Genomic DNA, 20,507 nt, shown 5'->3' on the forward strand with positions numbered 1-20,507 from the left:
CGAGGGGGGCAGCTGTAAGGTCGAAGAGCCCAATGGAGCTTCCGGAGCGGTCGAGGGCGGCCGCTTTCTGGAAGGTCGGCCCATCATGTCGCGCACCATTCGTATCGGGTTGCTCCTGCTGGCCGGGTTCGGCGCGGCTGCGGCCGCAGCGGCGCAGGAGGGGGCGGATACGGGAGGCCCGGTCTACGACAGGAGTTTCTTCGACCGGACGCAACCGTCGAACGCCTATGAGATGGTGGCCCTGCTCCCGGGCTTCACGATCGTCGAAGGCGATACCGACGTGCGCGGCTATTCGGGCGCGGCGGGCAATGTCCTGATCGACGGCCAGCGGCCATCGGGAAAGACCGATACGCTCGCGACCATCCTGAAGCGCATTCCTGCGGCGCGTGTCGGGCGGATCGAATTGATCCGTGCCGGAACGGCGAGCTATGACATGCAGGGCTATGCCCTGCTGGCCAATGTCATACTGGTCAAGGCCGGCCGGATCAGCGGCCGGATCGAGGCCGAGCAAGCCCTTTATCGCCACGGACTGCACGCCCCGCGGATTTCCGCGCAGGCGACGCTCGATCGGCACGACCGGGTGGTCGACCTGTTCGCCACCGCCTATCGCGAAATCGACGACGAGCATGGGTTCGGCATCCGCAACCGGTTCGCCGCCGACGGCTCGCCGCTGCGGCTGGTCGACTATGCGCAGCCCGAGGGAGCCCGCGTCGTGCAGGCGACACTCGCTTACCGTCAACCTTTGCTGGGCGGCACGCTGCACATCAACGCGCTGGTCCAGGACAAGCGGAAGTTCGCCGATATCGCCTATGCCGTCCGTTTTCCCGCGCCGGACACCATCGATGGCAGCGAGCGTGAGACCGCGCGCACCTATGAAAGCGGTCTGCGTTATGAGCGCGCGCTGGGCCCGGCGAACGATCTCGAGGTCGTGGGAAGCTATCGTTCGGTCGCAACGCTTGGCATCGACCGGGAAGCATCGGCATCGGGTAACAGCGTTTCGGACGAGCGCTCGGATGCCAGCGAAGCGATCCTGCGCGCATCGCTCCGCCATCGCCGGGGAGGCCTGACGATCGAAGCCGGTGCGGAAGGCGCGATCAATGGCCTCGACAGCCGCAATGCGCTGGTCGAAGACGGCGAGCCCGTCGTTCTTCCTCACGCGGACGTTCGCGTTACCGAGCGCCGGGCAGAGCTGTTCGCGACCGCCAGCGGCGCATTGAATCCGCACGTGAATGCCGAACTGGGGGTCCGGTACGAAATGTCGCGCCTGTCGCAAACCGGCGACGTCAACCTTGTCAAATCGCTCGCCTTCTGGAAGCCGCGGGCGCGGCTGAGCTGGACTCCGGCGGCCGACCGGACGCTGCGCCTGCTGATCGAGCGCGAGGTGGGGCAGCTCGACTTCGGGGATTTCGTGGGCGCCGCGTCGCTCACCAACGGAACCGTCAGCGCCGGCAATGCCGATCTCGAGCCCGACAGCCTCTGGCGGCTGGAGGCGACATATGAACGCCGGTTCGGTGCGGGATCGTTTACCCTCGCCGTCCGGCGCGAATGGATAAGCAATCTCGTCGACCAGCTGCCCGTCGTCATCGATGGCACCGTTTTCGATGCCGTCGGCAACATCGGCTCGGCGCGGCGCGATATATTCGAGGCGTCGCTGAAGTGGCCGCTGGAAGGCTTGGGCGCAAAGGGCGTCGTCGTCACCGCAGATATGATGGCGCGGCGCAGTCGGGCGACCGATCCGACCACGGGCGCGCGGCGCAGTATCTCGGGCGACCTTCCGGTCGAAGCCAAGGTGGCATTCACCCACGACATCCCGGCGTGGAAGCTGCGCTGGGGCGGAAGCTATGCCTTTGCGCGGACCGAGACGGGCTTCAAGGTCGAGGAAGTCGAGCGCGACCGTCTGGCCGGCCGGCTCGATCTGTTTGCCGAATATCATCCTGACGCCCGCTGGACGTTCCGTCTGTTCGGCAAGAATCTGACCGACAGCGCAGCTACGCGAACGCGCGATATCTATACCGGCGTCCGCGGAGACAGTGCGCTGCGCTACCGCGAACTGCGCGTGCTCCGCAGCGGGCGCTATGTCGGCCTGACAGTTCAGCGCAGCTTCGGAGGCTAGCTAGCCGCGCGGCGCGGCAAGCCGGGTGAAGGCGCTCCAGCTACAGGCGGTCGCCTCGACCGAGTTTCCGCATCCGGGGATGGGAAGGTAGCGACGGAACAGGGCATCTCCCGGACCCAGCGGCTCCAGATTGCGGAGCTGGTCCATCGTTTGCGCACGGTAGAAGGCGCGGACGTAGCGATCGCCCCTGTCGTTGCTCACCAGCTCGAAGCCCAACGCGCTGCCGGGGGGCACCTCGTCGGCCGGATAGCTCGGTACCTGCCAGTGAAGGTCGAAGAAACCTCCGAGATCCGCCACATTGGTATCATGGCCGGCGAGCAGGGTAAGGCGCGCCGGACTCTTCTCGCCAAGCGCTTCTACGATTTCGTTGACGATCGGCGCCGCCGCGGCCGCGGCGATATAGCCGGGGCGGTTCGCATAACGGAACTTCAGCGGATGGAAGCGCAACAGCTGTTCGATTTCGGCGCGGGTAACGCGGCCCCAGCCGACCTCCTGCATCGGCTTGCTTTCCAGATATTCGAGCAGCAGCGTCTGGCTGGCGGTCGAGCCGACGTCGAGCGGGCCTTCGAGGTCGGGGCGATCGTGCGGCTGTGCGACAAGGCGGCTTGGCTCGGCGACAAGCGGGCAGGCGGGCACCGCGCAATCGAGTATTCTGGCAAGCAGCGTCAGCTCGCCGCGATGACGCTCGGTCTCGGCGGCAAGGCCGCCCTCGGGCGCTTGCGCGAGCGCGGCGTCATAGGCGCGCTTGCCGTCGAACGAGGCCGGGCCGCCGTCGAGTCCGTGAAAGATGGCATCATCGTCGGATCCGGCGGGATGCGATACCGTCGCGGTGCAACCGGGCATGAAGCCGTCGGCCCAAGATTGGGCGGTATTGATCGTGCGTTCCTTGTAGCTCGCTTTCAGAACGATCGTTCCCGATGCCGGGCATCCGCCGGGAAACAGGCCGCGGTCGCCAAAATGGGCACGGTCGCTTTCGCCGAGGAGCTTGACTCCCGCCGCGCCGCGCGGTGTCAGCAGGCCGAAGTCGACGGGCCAGTCGGGCCATGTCTCCGCCGAATAGCCCGGCGGCACGACCGCCGCCTTTGTCGGTGGGCGAATGCCATGCCGCATCAGCATGACCACCTTCTCGAGCTTCAGCGATTCAGCGTCCGCGGCCGGGGTGTCGGCACCGGCGCCCGGCGCGGCGCAAGCCGCCAGCAATGCGGTGGTCAAAAGCAGGATGCGCTTCACGGGCCTCTCCTATGTGGAATAAATTTATCGACACATCATAAATCAGAAAATATATTTCATCAATGCCGTTCGCCGATAAATACGGGCCGTATCATGTCAGCTTGCTGTCAGCGCTTCTGTGGCAGGAAGGACGCATGAAAAAGACGCTTCTTATCGCGGCCGCGCTCGCCGCACTCGCTTCCCCTGCCCTGACGCTTGCGAAGGACGACAAGGACGATCAACGCGCGGCGAGCGCTGCGCTGGCGCGCGGAGAAATCCTGCCGATCGCGCGCGTGCTGGCCATCGCCACCGAGCGCGTTCCGGGCGACGTGCTCAAGGTCAAGCTGGAACGCGAATCCTTCGGCTTCAAATATGAGGTGAAAATCCTGACCGGCGGCGGCAGGGTGCGCGAGGTCGAGATCGACGCCAAGACCGGCCGGATAATCAAGATCGAGGATGATTGATGCGCGCATTGGTAGTCGAGGACGATCCGGTCGTTGCTTCCGAACTCGTCCGGGGGATGACCGCCGCGGGTTTCGTCGTCGACCTTGCCGGCGACGGACAGCAGGCGTGGTTCAACGGCGATGTCGAAGATTATGACGTTGCCGTCGTCGACCTGGGTCTGCCGCGCCTCGACGGGCTGTCGGTGGTCAGGCGCTGGCGCGAGGCGGGGCGAAACTTTCCGGTGCTGATCCTTTCCGCGCGCGGCGAATGGACCGACAAGGTTGCCGGGATCGAGGCCGGCGCCGACGACTATATGGCCAAGCCGTGGGCGATGGAGGAGCTCGTTGCGCGCGTGCGTGGGCTGATCCGCCGCGCCGCGGGCCGGTCGAGCCCGACGCTGGAGGTCGGCGGCCTCCGGATCGACACGCATCGCATGACGGCGACCCTCGACGGCACGCTGGTCAAGCTGTCGCCGCTCGAATACCGGCTGCTCGACTATCTGGCGCATCACCCCGACCGCGCGGTGCCCGCTACCGAACTTTCCGATCACCTCTATGGCGACGCCGATACCGAGAACGCCAATGCCATCGAGGCGCTGATCGCGCGGCTGCGCCGCAAGCTGGGCGCCGATACAATCCAGACCCGCCGGGGCTTCGGCTATCTGTTGCCGGTGACTGCCGCGTGACACGCGGCTCGCTCCGGCTTCGGCTGATTGCGGGAGCCGGCGTCGCGATCGCGCTGGCGTTGGTGCTGGCCTGGTTTGCGATGACCTGGCTGTTCAACGGCCATATCGAGCGGCGGGTCGAAGACGAACTGCTGGTCCAGGTCCGCCCGCTCCTCGCCGACCTGCAACTGGCGCGCGGGGTTCCGGTGGCCGGTTCGGAACCGGCGGATCCGCGGTTCGCTGTCCCCGCGGGCGGGCTTTACTGGCAGGTATCGGGAGCCGAAGGTGCGATCCGTTCGGTATCGCTGTGGGACAGCCACTTGCCACGCCCGAAAGCGGCGCCGTCGGACGAATGGCGTGTTCGCCGGGCCGACGGTCCCTTCGGGCAGCGGCTCCTGTTGATGGAGCGCGCCATCCGCCTCCAGCCGCGCGAGCCTGCAGTGATCGTTCAGCTCGGCTATGATCTGGCCAAGCTGGTTCCCGCGCAACGCGAGTTCGGACGCGAGATGGCCCTGTTTCTGGCGCTCCTCTGGATGGTGCTCGCGCTGGCGGCGTGGGCGCAGGTGGGATTGGGGCTGCGTCCCCTGCGCGGCGTCGGGCAGGATGTGGAGCGTTTGCGCCGGGATGCGTCGGCGCGTCTCGGCGATGGCTATCCCCGCGAGCTCGCGCCGCTGACCGGATCGATCGATGCGCTGGCCGACGCGCGCGAAGCCGATCTGGTCCGCGCGCGCCGCCGCGCCGCCGACCTGGCGCACGGCCTCAAGACTCCGCTTGCAGCGCTCGCCGCGCAAAGCGCGCGGGCCAGGGAAAGCGGCGCGTTGCAGATCGCCGACGGGCTTGATTCCTCGATTGCCGCGATGCGAGCGGCGATCGACGGCGAGCTGGCCCGGACGCGCATCAGCCTGGTCCATGAAGGCCGCAGCACCGTCGCGCTGCCGTTGATCGAGCGACTCGTCGCGGTGATCGAGCAGACCGAAGCGGGCGAGCGTATCGCCTTTTCGATTGCATGCGACGAGAGCGCGACTTTGCCGCTCGCGAGCGACGATGCCGCCGAACTGCTGGGACCGTTGCTGGAAAACGCCGCGCGCCATGCGCGCCGTCTCGTCCGGGTTGCGATCGATACGATGGCGGACAGGCGCGTATTGACGGTCGGCGACGACGGGCCGGGGCTCGATACCGTGCAGCGCGATGAGGCAATCCTGCGCGGTGCGCGGCTCGATTCGGCGCAGGAGGGCTATGGGCTGGGCCTTGCCATAGCACGCGAGCTGGCCGAAGCGACGCGAGGCGAGCTGGAGCTGGCGCGCTCGCCGCTCGGCGGTCTCGAGGTTCGGGTCCGCTGGCCGCTATCCGACTGAAATTCCTGTCAGCGACATGTCAGGCGGTGCGCATTGCGCCGCCTTTTCGTGCGGCGTGAACCATCATTGTGCAAGATATATTCTATTTCACTTGCAATATGGAATAAATATGTCATTATGATGTCCGAAACGAGCGCGACAGGGAGTCGTGCCGGGGAGGAGAGGCGATAAAATGACACGGCGGTTCGCACGGGCGCTTTTGCTTACGACATGTCTGGCTGCTCCGGTGACGGGTGCCTGGGCACAGGCTTCTCCGGCCGAGGCGGGACAGGACGATACCATTGTCGTCAGCGGCCGCCGCGCCGCCGATCGTGCCGCACTGGAAACGAAGCGCAACACCGACACGCAGGTCGACGAAGTGCGCGCCGACGACGTCGGGCGTCTTCCCGACCAGAATGTCGCCGAAACGCTCCGCCGCCTTCCGGGCCTCAGTGTCGCCAACGATCAGGGCGAAGGGCGCTATCTGACCGTTCGCGGGGTTTCGCCCGACCTGCTGAACGTGACCCTGAACGGCCAGACTGCGGCCGCCCCCGAACCCGATTCGCGCCAGGTGAAACTCGACGACATTCCGTCGGCGCTGATCGGGGCGATCACCGTTTCGAAGACGCTGACTCCCGACATGGACGCCAACGCGATCGCGGGCGCCGCAAATATCGAAACGGTGTCGGCCTTCGACCGCCCGGGAACCTTTGGCAGCCTGCGCGCCGCCTATGGCAAATATGACATCAACGGCAAACACCCCTACGAGTTCGATGCTTCCTTCGGATCGCGCTTCGGTCCCGACGACCAGTTCGGCGTGGTGCTTGCGCTCAATTATTCGAACCGCGAGTTCGAAGCGCAAAACGTCCAGTCGGGCGGGAGCTGGGAGGAGGTCAACGGCCAGTTCCTACCGCTCGAACAGACGATCCGCGACTATCATACCCGCCGCCAGCGTTATGGCGCGGTCGCGAACTTCGACTGGCGCCCGACCGATACGGTGAAGACCTACGCGCGTTTCCTCTATTCGAAGTACAAGGACACCGAAACGCGCCCGGGCTTCACGATCGAGCTCGATGAGGACGAGATCACGAACCAGACCGCGACGAGCGGCGACTTCGCCGAGGCCGAAGTCTCGCGCGCGCTGCGGTCGCGCGCCGAATCGTCGTCGACCATCACCACGACGCTGGGCGGCGAGTTCGAGTTGGGGCCGAGCTGGCTGCGGATCGAGGGCGGCTACACACGCGCCGACAAGCGCGACCCCCACCGCGACGAGATTTCGTTCGAAGGCGAGGGCGTGACCGGCTCCTACGATCTGTCGGGAAGCATTCCGGTGTTCCGTCCGGATGCCAGCGCCTTCGATCCCGGAATCTATGAGTTCGACGAGACGAGCTACGAACATCGCCGGGCGCGCGAGACGCTGTACCAGCTGCGCGCCGATTTCCGGACGCCGATCGCTATCGGCGACGATTCCTCGATCAAGGTCGGCGTCAAATATACCAACCGGCGCAAGACGAACGACGCGGAATCGGTAATTTACGACGGCTATGAGGATGATTTCACGCTGGATCAGGTCCAGGGCGAGTCGATCGACAGTATCTTCAAGGGGCGCTACCCCTTCGGTGCCACGATCAGCCGCCCGGCCGCCGACAATTTCTTCACCTCCAACCTGAGCGGCTTCGAGCTCGACGAGGAAGGCACCGTCGGCGACAGCCTGGCCGGCGACTTCCTGATCCGCGAGAAGATCTTTGCCGCTTATGCGATGGCGACGCTGAAGGTCGGTCCGTTCACCGCCATTCCCGGCGTTCGCATGGAAAAGACGAAGAGCAATTACGCGGCGAAGGACGTGCTCGACACGACGACGGTCGCCGACCTCGGCAAGGATTACGACAGCTTCGGATCGCAAAGCTATACCGACTGGTTCCCGGGCCTGAACCTTCGCTGGGACGCGTCGCCGTCGCTGGTTTTCCGCGCTGCGGTGACCCGGGCGATCGGCCGGCCGAACTACGAGCAGCTTGCCCCGACGACGATCGTCAACACCGGCGACAATGAAGTCGAACAGGGCAATCCGAACCTGCGGCCGCTGACCTCGACCAACTATGACCTTGCGGGCGAATTCTACATCGGTCGCAAGGGCATCGTCAGCGTCGCCGGCTTCTACAAGACGATCTCGAACCCGATCTATTCGGCGACGACGGAGCAGAGCGGGACCTTTGCCGGGCAGCCGCTGGTCGATGCGCAGGTAACGATGCCGGTCAACGCCGACAGTGCCTTCGTCAAGGGCATCGAAATCAACGCGCAGACCGAACTCAGCTTCCTGCCGTCGCCGCTTAACGGCTTCAGCATCGGGGGCAGCATTACCTTCGTCAAGTCGCGGGCGAAGGGCATACCGGGACGCGGTACCGAGCGCCTGCCGCTCGCCAGCCAGTCGAACCGGGTGGCCTCGGCCTTCCTGTCCTATGAAAAGGGCGGCCTGTCGGCGCGTATCGCCTATACCTATCGCTCGGCCTATCTGCTCGAACCCGGCGAGGACACCGACACCGACATCTATGTCGGGGCGTTCAATCAGTGGGACGCGCGCATCGGCTACGATATCGTGAAGCATGTGACGATCTTCCTCGAAGGGTCGAACCTCAACGACGAACCTTATCGCACCTATCAGGGTATTCCCTCGCGCATCGATGAAGTCGAACGCTACGGCTATTCGGTCAAGACGGGCATCCAGTTCAAATTCTGATCCGCTGCAGGGGCACTGGAAAACTGGGGGCCGGGGAAACCCGGCCCTTTCTTTTTGCTTGTCGGGTGGCGTGAAGAAAGCGGGCGGCGAGTTTCGCCGCCCGCTTTCTGCTTTACAGGAGAACGCGCTCGCCGGTCCGGGCCGAGTAGGCGGCCGCCTCGGCCAATGCGAGCGCCGCGACGCCGTCGCGGAAATCGACGAGCGGCGCCGTGCTGCCGTCGAGAATGTCGGCGAAATGCCCGGTCTCGCGCGCATAGGCGACGGCATAGCGATCGAGGAAGAAGTTCTGGAAGCGGTCGGCGGCCGCGCCCGCCTCGCCCCATGTCTCGACCGTCGTCTCGAGCTGGTTCTGCGCGCGGATCATGCCCTTCGACCCGAACGCCTCGATCCGCTGGTCGTAGCCATAGCCACTCCGCCGGCTCGACGAGATTACGCAGAGGCGACCCGATGCCGTGCGCAGGATCGTCTTTGCGGTATCGGCGTCGCCCGCTTCGCCGATCGCTGGGTCGACGAGGACCGAGGCACTGGCAAAGACTTCGGTGACATCTTCGCCGAGCAGCCAGCGCGCCATGTCGAAATCGTGGATGACCATGTCCTTGAAGATGCCGCCCGACACCTTGACATAATCGACCGGCGGCGGTGCGGGGTCGTGGCTGATGATGTGCAATGTTTCGAGCGTGCCGACCGCGCCGGCCGCGAGCCGCGCCTGCAATGCGGCAAAATTCGGGTCGAAGCGGCGGTTGAAGGCCAGAAACAGGCGGGCATTCAGCGCCTCGAACCGCGCCGACGACCGGCGTGCGGCGGCCAGATCCTGATCGAGCGGCTTTTCGCAGAAGATCGCCTTGCCCGCTTCCGCTGCGGCGAGGCTGTAGGGAAGGTGGGTGTCGGTCGAGCTCGCGACGACAACGCCTGCGATCGCGGGATCCGCCAGCGCTTCCTCGATCGTCGAGACGCGCGCATCATAATGTGCGGCCACCGCGGCGGCGGCTTCGGGGAAGGGGTCAACTACCCGCGCCAGTCGCAGGCGCGGGTTCGCGGCGACGTTGGCCGCGTGGATTTTGCCGATCCTGCCGGCGCCGATCAGTGCAATGTCGTGCATTCAAGCCTCTCCAATTGAAATCTTGTTCCATATGTTGGTTGTGCGAAACATTTATTCCATAGCGGAGAAAATGGCACAGGGCGACAGTTGCGTTACAAGTTTTGAACAGATATTCCGTTTTTGACCGACAAGCGGGGAGAATGAAGTTGAACGATGTCGCTACCGCCCCCGTTTCGGCGGAAGAGCTCCGCGCCGAGATCGTGAGCCGGTATGAAACGCTGAGCAAGCGATTGAAGCAGATCGCACGCTATATTCTGGACGAACCGAACGATATCGCACTCGAAACGCTGGCGGTTATAGCCGATCGCTGTGGCGTCCAGCCGTCAGCGATCGTGCGCTTCGCCAAGAGCTTCGGGTTCGAGGGCGCGAGCCAGATGCAGCGGCTGTTCCGCGACGGGCTGCTCAGCAACAATGCCGCGCTCGGCTATTCGGAGCGCGTCCGGCAACTCGACCAGGCCACCAACGCGCGCGAGGCCGAGCCGGAGAATCTCCTGTCCGAGTTCGTCGAGGGCAACAGTCTGGCGATCCAGAATCTGCTGCAGACGGTCAGCGGCGCCGACATGCGCGCGGCAGTCGACCTGTTGATGGCCGCCGACACGGTTCATGTCGCGGGCTTTCGCCGCTCGTTCCCGGTCGCATCCTATATCGCCTATTCATTGCTCCAGGCGGGCAAGCGGACAGTCTTTATCGACGGGGTCGGCGGGCTGGGACTTCAGCAGGTCCATGCGATCGGACCCGACGATTTGCTGATCGCGATCAGCTTTCATCCCTATTCCGAAGAAACGGTCGCGGTGGTCAACGCCGCGAAGGCGAGCGGTGGCCGCGTTCTCGCGATCAGCGACAGCCTTGTCAGCCCGGTCGCCAAGCCCGCCGAGCATGTCCTGCAGATCCGCGAAGCCGAGGTACGCAAGTTCCGGTCGCTTTCGGCGTCCATGTGCCTCGCGCAGGCGCTGGTGATCAATTTCGCCTTCGAGGCGACACGCACCGACGGGAAAGCCCGGGACAATGTCGGAACCTGACCGTTCCAATCCGCAAAGCGTATGAAACATATGTTGCAAACATTCTAAAGTTGGAATATGTGTTACAGACCAAGGAAGGATGGTCTGGAAAGCGATGGCGCAACAAGGGGATAAAACGGACGGCGGGGGGCCACTTGACGTCGTTACGCTGGGGCGCGCGGGAATCGACCTCTATGGCGAGCAGATCGGCGGGCGGCTCGAGGACATGGCGAGTTTCGCCAAATATATCGGTGGCAGTCCGACGAATACCGCGATCGGAGCCGCCCGTCTCGGCCTTCGTTCCGGTCTGATCACGCGCGTCGGGGCGGACCATTTCGGTCGCTTCATCGTCGAGGAACTGGAACGCGAAGGCGTTGCGACGAGCGGCGTCCGGACCGATCCCGATCGTCTCACCGCGCTGGCGATTCTCGGCATTCGCGATCCCGACACATTTCCGCTGATCTTCTACCGCGAAAATTGCGCCGATATGGCGCTGTGCGCCGACGACATCGATCCGGCCCTTGTCCGGTCGGCGGGCGCGCTGCTCGTCAACGGCACGCACCTGTCGCAGCCCGGAGTCTTCGAGGCCAGCATCAAGGCGGCGACGCTGATGAAGGATGCCGGCGGGCGCGTCGTTTTCGACATCGACTATCGGCCGGTGCTGTGGGGGTTGGCCGGCAAGGACAATGGCGAGGACCGCTTCGTCGCCGATCAGGGGGTTACGGAGGCGCTCCAGCGCGTCCTGCCGCTCTGCGACCTGATCGTCGGCACCGAGGAGGAGATTCATATCCTCGGCGGTTCGACCGACACGCTCGCGGCGCTTCGCGCGATCCGGTCGAAGAGCGCGGCGCTCCTCGTCTGCAAGCGCGGCGCCGATGGCTGCGTCGCTTTCCCGGACGACATTCCGGCTTCGCTCGACGGCGGGATCGTCGGCCGCGGCTTTCCGATCGAAGTGTTCAACGTGCTGGGTGCAGGCGACGCCTTCATGGCGGGCTTCCTGCGCGGCTGGCTGCGCAACATGCCGCTCGAGAAATGCTGCGAGATCGCCAATGCCTGCGGCGCCCTCGTCGTGTCGCGCCATGGCTGCGCACCGGCGATGGCTTCGTGGGAAGAACTGCAACATTTTCTGGCCGGCCAATGGCCGCACCGGCTTCGCGAAAGCGTCGAACTCGAACAGATTCACTGGTCGACCAACCGCCAAGGCGACCGCCACGAGCTGACCGTCCTCGCGATCGATCACCGCAGCCAGTTCGACGATCTGCTTGCCGAGCTTGGCGAAAGCGACGAGGCGCGGGTCCATCATTTCAAGAATCTGGCGCTCGAGGCGCTGCACCGGATGGGCGCGGGCGACCCTTGCTATGGCATGCTGCTCGACGGCCGCTTCGGTGCGCGCGCGCTCGAGGCGGCGGCCGACCACCCCTATTGGATCGGACGGCCGATCGAGGTTCCGGGATCGCGCCCCGTCCGGTTCGAGGGGTCTCCCGACGTCGGCATGACGCTGCGCGACTGGCCGACAAATCATGTCGTCAAATGCCTCGTCTTCTATCATCCCGATGACGATGCCGAGATGCGAGCGCGACAGGACCGGCAGCTGCTTCGGCTTTTCGACGCGTGCCGCCGCACGCGCCACGAATTTCTGCTCGAAATCATCGCCTCGAAGCATGGCCCGGTCGACAGCGGGACGATCGCGTCGGTGATCGATCATGTCTATTCGCTGGGCATCTATCCCGACTGGTGGAAATTGGAGCCGACGACCGATGCCGCCGCTTGGGCGGCGAGCGAGGAAGCGATATTGCGCCACGACCCGCTGTGCCGCGGTATCGTTCTGCTCGGCCTGTCGGCGCCGCAGGACGAGGTGCTCGCAGGTATCGTCGCGGCGGCCGCTTTCCCGCTTGTCAAAGGCTTCGCCGTGGGACGCACGATCTTCCACGACGTGGCGCAGCAATGGCTGACCGGCGCCATCGACGATGAGGCGGCCATTCAGGCACTCGGCGAAAATCTGCGCGTCCTCGCCGATGGCTGGCGCAGCGCCCGCCGTGCTAGGGTCGCGGCATGAGCAAGACCACAAGATTGACGATGGCGCAGGCGCTGTCGGGCTGGCTCGCGGTACAGCGGGTCGAGGTCGACGGCATCGAGATGCCCTATTTCGCCGGCATATGGGCGATCTTCGGCCACGGGAATGTCGCTGGGATAGGCGAAGCGCTTGCCGAAATGGAGGACGTGCTTCCGACCTTCCGCGGACATAATGAGCAGGGCATGGCGCATGCCGCGATCGCCTTTGCCAAGGCGAGCCGGCGGCAGCGTGCGATGGCGTGCACGACCTCGATCGGTCCCGGTGCGACGAACATGGTCACCGCGGCGGCGCTTGCGCATGTCAACCGGCTGCCCGTGCTGTTCCTGCCCGGCGACGTCTACGCCAGCCGCCGGCCCGATCCGGTGCTCCAGCAGATCGAGGATTTCGCCGACGCGACCATAAGCGCGAACGACTGTTTCCGCCCCGTGTCACGCTATTTCGACCGGATCACGCGGCCCGAGCAGATCCTCGACGCGCTGCCGCGGGCGATGGGCGTGCTGACCGATCCCGCGCTGTGCGGGCCGGTCACGCTGGCGCTTTGTCAGGACGTGCAGGCCGAGGCTTACGACTATCCCGAAGACTTCTTTTCGCCGCGCGTGTGGCGACAGCGCCGGCCCCGGCCCGACCGCGCCGAGTTCGACGGCCTCGTCGATGCGATCCGCGATGCGAAGGCGCCGTTGATCGTTGCCGGCGGCGGCGTGCTCTATTCGGGCGCGGAGGCCGAACTCGCCGCGCTCGCGTCAGCCACCGGCATCCCGGTGGCTGAGACGCAGGCGGGGAAGGGCGCGCTTCCCTGGAATCACCCGCAAGCGCTCGGCAGCATCGGGGTCACCGGGACCAGCGCGGCGAACGCGGCCGCCGAGGCGGCCGACCTGATCGTCGGCGTCGGCACGCGCCTGCAGGATTTCACGACGGGGTCGCGTACGCTGTTCGCGGGCAAGCGACTGATCCAGGTCAATATCGCGGCACCCGATGCGATCAAGCAAGGCGCCGAGGCAGTTGTCGGCGACGCGCGCGAGGTGCTGGAGGGCGTGGCCGAGGCGATTGGCGGCTGGCAGGTCGACGCGGCGTGGCGCGATGCGAACGAGCGTGCGGTCGCCGAATGGAACGCCGCGTGGGATGTCGCGACGGCATCGGGCCCCGCGCTGCCGTCGGACGCGCAGGTTATCGGCGCGGTGTGGCGGCAGGCGGATGAGGATGCGACCGTGGTTTGTGCCGCGGGCGGGCTTCCCGGCGAATTGCACAAGCTTTGGCGCAGCCACCGCCCCGGCGGCTATCATGTCGAATACGGCTTTTCGTGCATGGGTTACGAAGTCGCCGGCGGGCTTGGCGTCAAGATGGCCGACCCGGCGCGCGACGTCTATGTGATGGTCGGCGACGGCAGCTATCTGATGCTCAATTCCGAACTCGCGACCTCGGTGATGCTTGGGCACAAGATCACGGTCGTGCTGCTCGACAACCGCGGTTACGGGTGCATCAACCGGCTGCAGCAGGGAACGGGGGGACGCCCGTTCAACAATCTGCTCGTCGACACGGCGCACGAAATGCTGCCCGATATCGACTTCGCGGCCCATGCGCGCAGCCTGGGCGCCGCGGCCGAGAAGGTGTCCGGAATCGCCGAGCTCGAGGCCGCGCTCGTCCGGGCCCGGCAATCGGCGAAAAGCTATGTGATCGTCATCGACACCGACCCGATGATCACGACCGAGGCGGGCGGTCATTGGTGGGACGTCGCCGTCCCCGAAGTATCAACCCGCGCCGAAGTGCGGGCGGCACGCCGCGACTATGAAACCCGAATCGACGGAGAGAGAAAATGACGATCCGCTGGGGCGTGAGCCCGATTGCATGGTGCAACGACGACATGCGCGAACTGGGCGGCGACACAACGCTCGACGAGCTGCTCACCGACGTGCGCGACATCGGCTTCGAGGGAGTCGAACTCGGCAACAAATTCCCGCGCGAACCGGAGGCACTGGCGCCGATCATGGCGAATTACGGCCTCGACGTCGTCAGCGGCTGGTATTCGTCGAACCTGCTGGTCCGCGACGCGGATGCCGAGATCGAAGCGCTGTCGAAGCATCTTGCGCTGCTGGAATATATGGACTCGAGCGTCTTCATCCTCGCCGAGACCTCGAACGCGGTCCATGGCGATCGCTATGGCAGCCGGCTCGATACGCATCCCGTGTTGCCCGCCGACCAGTGGAAGCAGTTCGGCGATCGGCTGAATACGGTCGCGCGCTTCATCAACGACCGCGGGCTGCGCTTCGCCTACCACCATCATCTCGGCACGATCGTCGAGACGAAGGACGAACTCGAACGCTTCTTCGACGCGACCGGCGACCATGTCGGGCTGGTGCTCGACACGGGCCATGCGCTGTTCGGGGGAATCGAGCCGATCGATGTCATCAAGGCGCGTCCCGAGCGCGTCACCCACGTCCATTGCAAGGATGTCCGGACCGCAAAATATGACGAGTTTCTCGCCAACGGGACCAGCTTCCTGAACGGCGTCGTCGGTGGCATGTTCACTGCGCCCGGCGACGGCGATTACGACTATGCGCCCTTCATGCGCGCGCTGGCGGAAATGAACTATTCGGGCTGGATCGTGATCGAGGCCGAACAGGATCCGGCGATCGCCAATCCGCGCGAATACAGCCAGCTCGGCCTCGATACGCTGAAGCGGCTGGCGCGCGAGGAGGCGCTGGTCTGATGTCGCTGCTCGTCCGCTCGCACGCGCCCGCCGGCGACGGCACGGTGCTCGACATCACGCCAGAAAGTGCGGGCTGGAAATATGTCGGCTTCCGCGTCGTGCGCCTGGCCGCCGGGGCGAGCTACAATCATGTCGAGGATGGCCGCGAGGCGTGCCTGGTCGTGCTGACGGGGACGGTCTCGGTCATGGCGGGCGGCGAACGCTTCGAATCTCTCGGCGGACGCGAGACGGTGTTCGATGGCGCCGCGACCTCGGTCTATGTGCCCGCCGGCCATCGTTACACGATCGAGGCCGCATCGGACGCTGAAGTCGCGATCTGCACGGCGCCGGGCAGCGGCGCCGGCACGGTGCGGCTGATCCGTTCGGAGGCGGTCGAGGTGCGCGGCAAGGGAACGAACACGCGGCACGTCCGCAATATCCTGTCCGACGCCGACGAGGCCGAAAGCCTGCTCGTCGTCGAGGTGATCACCCCGGGCGGCCACTGGTCGAGTTATCCGCCGCACAAGCATGACCGCGATGCGTTCCCCGAGGAAACCTTCCTTGAGGAAACCTATTATCACCGCCTGTCGCCGCCGCAGGGCTTTGCCTTCCAGCGCGTCTATACCGACGAGCGCGACATCGACGAGACGATGGCGGTCGAGGACGGCGACGTCGTGATGGTTCCGCGCGGCTATCACCCGGTCGGCGCACCGCATGGCTATGATCTCTATTATCTGAACGTGATGGCGGGACCCCGGCGCAACTGGGTGTTCCGCAACGACCCCGCGCACGACTGGATCGTGCGCCAGTAAGGAAGAGCGATGAGACAGATTGATCCCTTCATCGCCGGCGGCGCCGGCGGTGGTTCCGCGCGCGCGGGCGACGTTTTCAACCCGAGCACGGGCCAAGTTCAGGCGCGCGTCGGCTTCTCGAGCCTCGCCGATCTCGACCGTGCGGTGGCCGCGGCGCAGGCGGCGCAGCCCGAATGGGCGGCGACCAATCCGCAACGCCGCGCGCGGGTGATGTTCCGCTTTCGCGAGCTGCTTGAGGCAAACATGCAGGACCTCGCCGAGCTGCTCGCGAGCGAGCATGGCAAGGTCGTCGCCGACGCGAAGGGCGACATCATGCGCGGGCTTGAGGTCATCGAGTTTTCGTGCGGCATCGCGCACGCACTGAAGGGCGAATATACGCAGGGCGCCGGTCCGGGCATCGACGTCTATGCCATGCGGCAGGCGCTCGGCGTCGTGGCGGGTATCACCCCGTTCAACTTCCCCGCGATGATCCCGATGTGGATGTTCGGCCCGGCGATCGCGGCGGGCAATGCCTTCATCCTGAAGCCGAGCGAGCGCGATCCGTCGGTCCCGGTACGGCTGGCCGAACTGATGCGCGAGGCGGGGCTGCCCGACGGCATCCTGCAGGTCGTGCATGGCGACAAGGAGATGGTCGACGCAATTCTCGATCATCCGGCAATCTCGGCGGTCAGCTTCGTCGGCAGCAGCGACATCGCGCACTATGTCTATGGCCGCGGCGTTGCGGCGGGCAAACGTGTGCAGGCGATGGGCGGCGCGAAGAATCACGGCATCGTGATGCCCGACGCCGATCTCGACCAGGTGGTCGGAGACCTGTGCGGTGCCGCCTTCGGCTCGGCCGGCGAGCGCTGCATGGCACTCCCCGTCGTCGTTCCGGTCGGTGACAGGACTGCCGATGCGCTGCGCGAACGTCTCATCCCGGCGATCGCAGCGCTCAAGGTCGGCGTCTCAACCGATCCCGACGCGCATTATGGCCCGGTCGTCAACGCGGCGCATAAGGCACGGGTCGAGGACTGGATCCGGACCGGTGTCGATGAGGGTGCCGAGCTCGTCGTCGACGGCCGCGGGCTTGTCCTGCAGGGGCATGAGCAGGGCTTCTTCGTCGGGCCGACGCTGTTCGATCATGTGACGACCGACATGCGCACCTATCGCGAGGAAATCTTCGGTCCGGTGCTGCAGATCGTCCGCGCGCCCGATTTCGAGACCGCACTTCGCCTGCCGAGCGATCATCAATATGGCAACGGCGTGGCGATCTTCACGCGCAATGGTCATGCGGCGCGCGAGTTCGCGCAGCGCGTCAATGTCGGGATGGTCGGCATCAACGTGCCGATTCCGGTTCCCGTCGCCTATCACAGCTTCGGCGGCTGGAAGCGTTCGGGCTTTGGCGATCACAATCAGTACGGGATGGAGGGCGTGCGCTTCTGGACCAAGGTGAAGACGGTGACGCAGCGCTGGCCCGATGGCGGCGCCGGCGACAGTGCCTTCATCATTCCGACGATGGGGTGAGAAATACGAAACAAATCTTCCATAATAATTGAAAATGAAATAAGTTCTCGGAAGAGCGCAAATCACGCGCCGGAGGGAGAGGATCGATGTTGAAGTTCTTCGCGGCAGGCCCCGATCTGCCGGTCCGGACCGACGACGGCGTCGACGGGGCGTTCCGTCGCTACCGGTTGCGGATCATCCTCGCGATCACGCTGGCCTATGCGATCAGCTACACCTGCCGGCTCGCGATCAACATCGTCAAGAAGCCGCTGATCGACCAGGGCATCTTCACCCCGCTCGAACTCGGAATGATCGGGTCGGCGCTCTTCTATACCTATGCGGCCGGCAAGTTGATCAACGGCTTCGTCGCCGATCACAGCAATGTGAAGCGGCTGTTCGCGATGGGGCTCGTCGTGTCGGCATTGTGCAATATCGCGATGGGTTTCTCGACCGTCTTCTGGGTCACGGTGATGCTGTGGGGGCTGAACGGCTGGTTCCAGAGCTATGGCGCACCCTCGTGCGTCGTGGCGCTGGCAAGCTGGTTCTCCAACCGCGAGCGCGGCCGATATTACGGCATCTGGTCGACCGCGCATTCGATCGGCGAGGGGCTTACCTTCGCGGTGGTGTCGGCCCTTGTCGCGCTGGGCGGCTGGCACTGGGGCTTCTGGGGGCCGGGCATCGCCGCAATCGTCGCTGCGGTTGCGGCCTATTATGCGATGGCCGATCGTCCGCGCTCGCTCGGCCTGCCGACCGTCGCCGACTGGAGGAACGACCATTATGCCCCGCCGGTCGCCGATGCGCCCGAGCGCGGCGTATTCCGGACCCAGCTCTCGATCCTCGCGATCCCGGCGGTGTGGATCCTCGCACTGGCGAGCGCGGCCAACTACGTCACGCGCTATGCTATCAACAGCTGGGGCATCCTCTATCTGCAGGAGGCCCGCGGCTATTCGCTGGGCGAGGCCGGCGCGATGCTGACCGCGAGCACGCTGGCGGGGGTCGCAGGGGCCGTTGCCTTCGGCTTCGTCTCCGACAAATTCTTCGGTGCGCGACGACCCCCGGTCAATCTGCTGTTCGGCGTCGTCGAACTGATCGGCCTGCTGTTGCTGTTCTTCGGGCCCGACAATCATGCCGTCGTCCTGATCGCGGTCGTGCTGTTCGGCTTGGGCATGACGGGGCTGGTCACGTCGCTCGGCGGGCTGTTCGCGATTGACATCTGTCCGAAGCGCGTCGCGGGCGCCGCGCTCGGTCTGGTCGGGGTCTTCAGCTATCTTGGCGCCGCGATCCAGGAACAGGTCTCGGGCGCGCTGATCGACGCCCATATGCATGTGGCGAACGGAGCGAATGTCTATGACTTCGGACCGGTGATCTGGTTCTGGATCGGCAGCTCGGTGGTTGCGACCCTGCTCGCGACGACGCTGTGGAAAACGAAGCTGCGCGACTGAGGGGAAGATGATGTACCGGCGAAATCTTTTGCGCGGAGGCGCCGCGCTGGCCTTTTTTGCGGCCCTTCCGCGCCGGCTCTATGCGGCCGCGCTCGGCTATCCCCGCCTGCTCGACGGGCCGATGATCGGGGCGACGACGCCGGACAGCTTCACCGTCTGGTCGCGCGCGAGCGGGGCGTTCGGCGTCGCGGTCGAATATGCGACGCAGCGCGATTTCAGCGACGCCCGGACGACGACGCCTGTCGTCGCGACCCAGGAGAACGACCTGTGCACCGCGATCGAGGTGAAGGGTCTGAACGCGGACACCGCCTATTATTATCGCATCAAGACCGACGGCATCGACGACCGGCACCAGCCGCTCGCCTTCCGGACCCGCACCGCGCCCGACCGGCCGCGCCCGATCCGCATCGCTTTCGGTTCGTGCGCGCGCGTCCAGCTCTATCCCGAACAGCCGGTGTTCGAGGCGATCGCGGCGATGGAGCCCGATCTCTTTCTGTGGCTCGGCGACAATATCTATGCCGACAGCGACAGCGAGACCGCCTATTCGACGCTCTATTCGCGCCAGCGCAATGTTTCGGCGCTCGTGCCGCTGCTGCGTTCGGTCCCGCAGCTTGCGATCTGGGACGATCATGACTTCGGGTACAACAACTCCGACCGCCACAATGCGGTGAAGGAGATGACGCACCGGCTGTTCCGGCGCTGGTGGGCGAATCCGCCCGGGGGAACGGCCGACACGCCGGGAATTTTCTTCCGCCACAGCTTCGGGCCCGTCGATATCTTCATGCTCGACGGACGCTATCACCGCGACCCGCCCGACGCGCCGGACAGTCCGCAAAAGACGATGCTGGGCGCCGGACAGAAGGCGTGGCTGAAACGCGAGCTCAAGGCATCGAAAGCGGCCTTCAAGATTCTGGTCTCCGGGACCGGCTGGTCGCTCGCCGAAAAGGACGGCGACAGCTGGGCATCCTATCTTCACGAACGGAACGAGATCCTCGATTTTATCCGCGACGAGCGGATCGGCGGCTGCTTCGGCATTTCGGGCGACGTGCATCAGGGCGAGGTCAATTGCGTCCCTTGGTCCGACAAGGGCGGTTATGATTTCTACGACCTCGTGAGTTCGGGGCTGGCGCAATATCTGGCGCCGAAATTCGTCGACCAGCATCCCGAGGTACGGCTTCGCCAGCCCTTCGTGCGCAGCGCCAACTTCGGCCTGCTCGAATTCAGTTTCGATCCCGAGCCGCGCGTCGAACTCAGTGTCCGCGACGTCATCGGCGCATCGGGGTCGGGCAAGCCGGTGGCGCTGCGGGCCAGCGATCTCGTCAACGGCAAGCAGAGCTGGCGTGCGGCGATCGACCCCGACGAACTCGAGCGGCGCGAACGCGTCGAGCGCGGCGGCAGCTATTATGGAGGCGAATAGGA

General features: G+C 65.3%; 15 protein-coding genes. 13 read left to right on the plus strand and 2 right to left on the minus strand.

The genetic code is table 11. The features are described 5' to 3' along the window. Positions 1-85 precede the first annotated feature (85 nt). Positions 86-2,113 (plus strand): TonB-dependent receptor, encoded by a 2,028-nt coding sequence (locus L7H23_RS11125; RefSeq protein WP_237835935.1) that lies wholly within the window; start codon positions 86-88, stop codon positions 2,111-2,113. Here L7H23_RS11125 and L7H23_RS11130 read toward each other — a convergent pair whose 3' ends face one another. Next, complete coding sequence (locus L7H23_RS11130; RefSeq protein ID WP_237835936.1) at positions 2,114-3,343, minus strand: histidine-type phosphatase; 1,230 nt, start codon at positions 3,341-3,343, stop codon at positions 2,114-2,116. Between the two features lie 134 nt (positions 3,344-3,477). Here L7H23_RS11130 and L7H23_RS11135 point away from each other — a divergent pair, with 134 nt between their 5' ends. The 4 genes from L7H23_RS11135 to L7H23_RS11150 all read left to right on the plus strand — a co-directional run bounded on the left by L7H23_RS11135 (position 3,478) and on the right by L7H23_RS11150 (position 8,498). Continuing rightward, a complete protein-coding gene (locus L7H23_RS11135; protein WP_237835937.1) occupies positions 3,478-3,786 on the plus strand; it encodes a PepSY domain-containing protein in 309 nt (102 codons plus the stop codon). Next, positions 3,786-4,451 carry a response regulator transcription factor gene (locus tag L7H23_RS11140; RefSeq protein ID WP_237835938.1) on the plus strand — a complete coding sequence of 222 codons (666 nt, stop codon included), beginning with the start codon at positions 3,786-3,788 and terminating at the stop codon, positions 4,449-4,451. The genes L7H23_RS11135 and L7H23_RS11140 overlap by 1 nt, the downstream gene beginning before the upstream one ends. Further along, entirely contained in the window at positions 4,448-5,785 is a 1,338-nt protein-coding gene (locus L7H23_RS11145) for a sensor histidine kinase (protein ID WP_237835939.1), read from the plus strand. The genes L7H23_RS11140 and L7H23_RS11145 overlap by 4 nt, the downstream gene beginning before the upstream one ends. Before the next feature lie 226 nt (positions 5,786-6,011). After that, positions 6,012-8,498, plus strand: a complete 2,487-nt coding sequence (locus tag L7H23_RS11150) for a TonB-dependent receptor (RefSeq protein ID WP_237835940.1) — start codon at positions 6,012-6,014, stop codon at positions 8,496-8,498. Between the two features lie 112 nt (positions 8,499-8,610). Here the strand turns inward: L7H23_RS11150 and iolG are convergent, their stop codons facing one another. Beyond that, the gene (iolG, locus tag L7H23_RS11155) at positions 8,611-9,597 is read right to left on the minus strand and encodes an inositol 2-dehydrogenase (RefSeq protein WP_237835941.1); all 987 of its coding nucleotides are present in this window, start codon (positions 9,595-9,597) and stop codon (positions 8,611-8,613) included. A 140-nt stretch (positions 9,598-9,737) separates the two neighbouring features. Here iolG and L7H23_RS11160 point away from each other — a divergent pair, with 140 nt between their 5' ends. From L7H23_RS11160 to L7H23_RS11195, 8 genes are all read left to right on the plus strand, one after another. Next, entirely contained in the window at positions 9,738-10,616 is an 879-nt protein-coding gene (locus tag L7H23_RS11160; RefSeq protein WP_237835942.1) for a MurR/RpiR family transcriptional regulator, read from the plus strand. Between the two features lie 94 nt (positions 10,617-10,710). Then, complete coding sequence (gene iolC, locus L7H23_RS11165) at positions 10,711-12,651, plus strand: 5-dehydro-2-deoxygluconokinase (protein WP_237835943.1); 1,941 nt, start codon at positions 10,711-10,713, stop codon at positions 12,649-12,651. Then, positions 12,648-14,483, plus strand: a complete 1,836-nt coding sequence (gene iolD / locus L7H23_RS11170) for a 3D-(3,5/4)-trihydroxycyclohexane-1,2-dione acylhydrolase (decyclizing) (RefSeq protein ID WP_237835944.1) — start codon at positions 12,648-12,650, stop codon at positions 14,481-14,483. Before iolC ends, iolD begins: the two co-directional genes overlap by 4 nt. Continuing rightward, entirely contained in the window at positions 14,480-15,373 is an 894-nt protein-coding gene (gene iolE, locus L7H23_RS11175) for a myo-inosose-2 dehydratase (RefSeq protein WP_237835945.1), read from the plus strand. The genes iolD and iolE overlap by 4 nt, the downstream gene beginning before the upstream one ends. After that, positions 15,373-16,164 carry a 5-deoxy-glucuronate isomerase gene (gene iolB, locus L7H23_RS11180; RefSeq protein ID WP_237835946.1) on the plus strand — a complete coding sequence of 264 codons (792 nt, stop codon included), beginning with the start codon at positions 15,373-15,375 and terminating at the stop codon, positions 16,162-16,164. The genes iolE and iolB overlap by 1 nt, the downstream gene beginning before the upstream one ends. A 9-nt stretch (positions 16,165-16,173) precedes the next feature. Further along, positions 16,174-17,667 (plus strand): CoA-acylating methylmalonate-semialdehyde dehydrogenase, encoded by a 1,494-nt coding sequence (locus L7H23_RS11185; RefSeq protein WP_237835947.1) that lies wholly within the window; start codon positions 16,174-16,176, stop codon positions 17,665-17,667. A gap of 86 nt (positions 17,668-17,753) precedes the next feature. Then, positions 17,754-19,088: an MFS transporter gene (locus L7H23_RS11190; RefSeq protein ID WP_237835948.1), complete on the plus strand. Its 1,335-nt coding sequence runs from the start codon at positions 17,754-17,756 to the stop codon at positions 19,086-19,088. 7 nt (positions 19,089-19,095) lie between these two features. Beyond that, entirely contained in the window at positions 19,096-20,505 is a 1,410-nt protein-coding gene (locus tag L7H23_RS11195; RefSeq protein WP_237835949.1) for an alkaline phosphatase D family protein, read from the plus strand. The last annotated feature ends 2 nt before the right edge of the window (positions 20,506-20,507 follow it).

This window comes from Sphingopyxis sp. BSN-002 (assembly GCF_022024275.1).
Classification (GTDB): Bacteria; Pseudomonadota; Alphaproteobacteria; order Sphingomonadales; family Sphingomonadaceae; genus Sphingopyxis.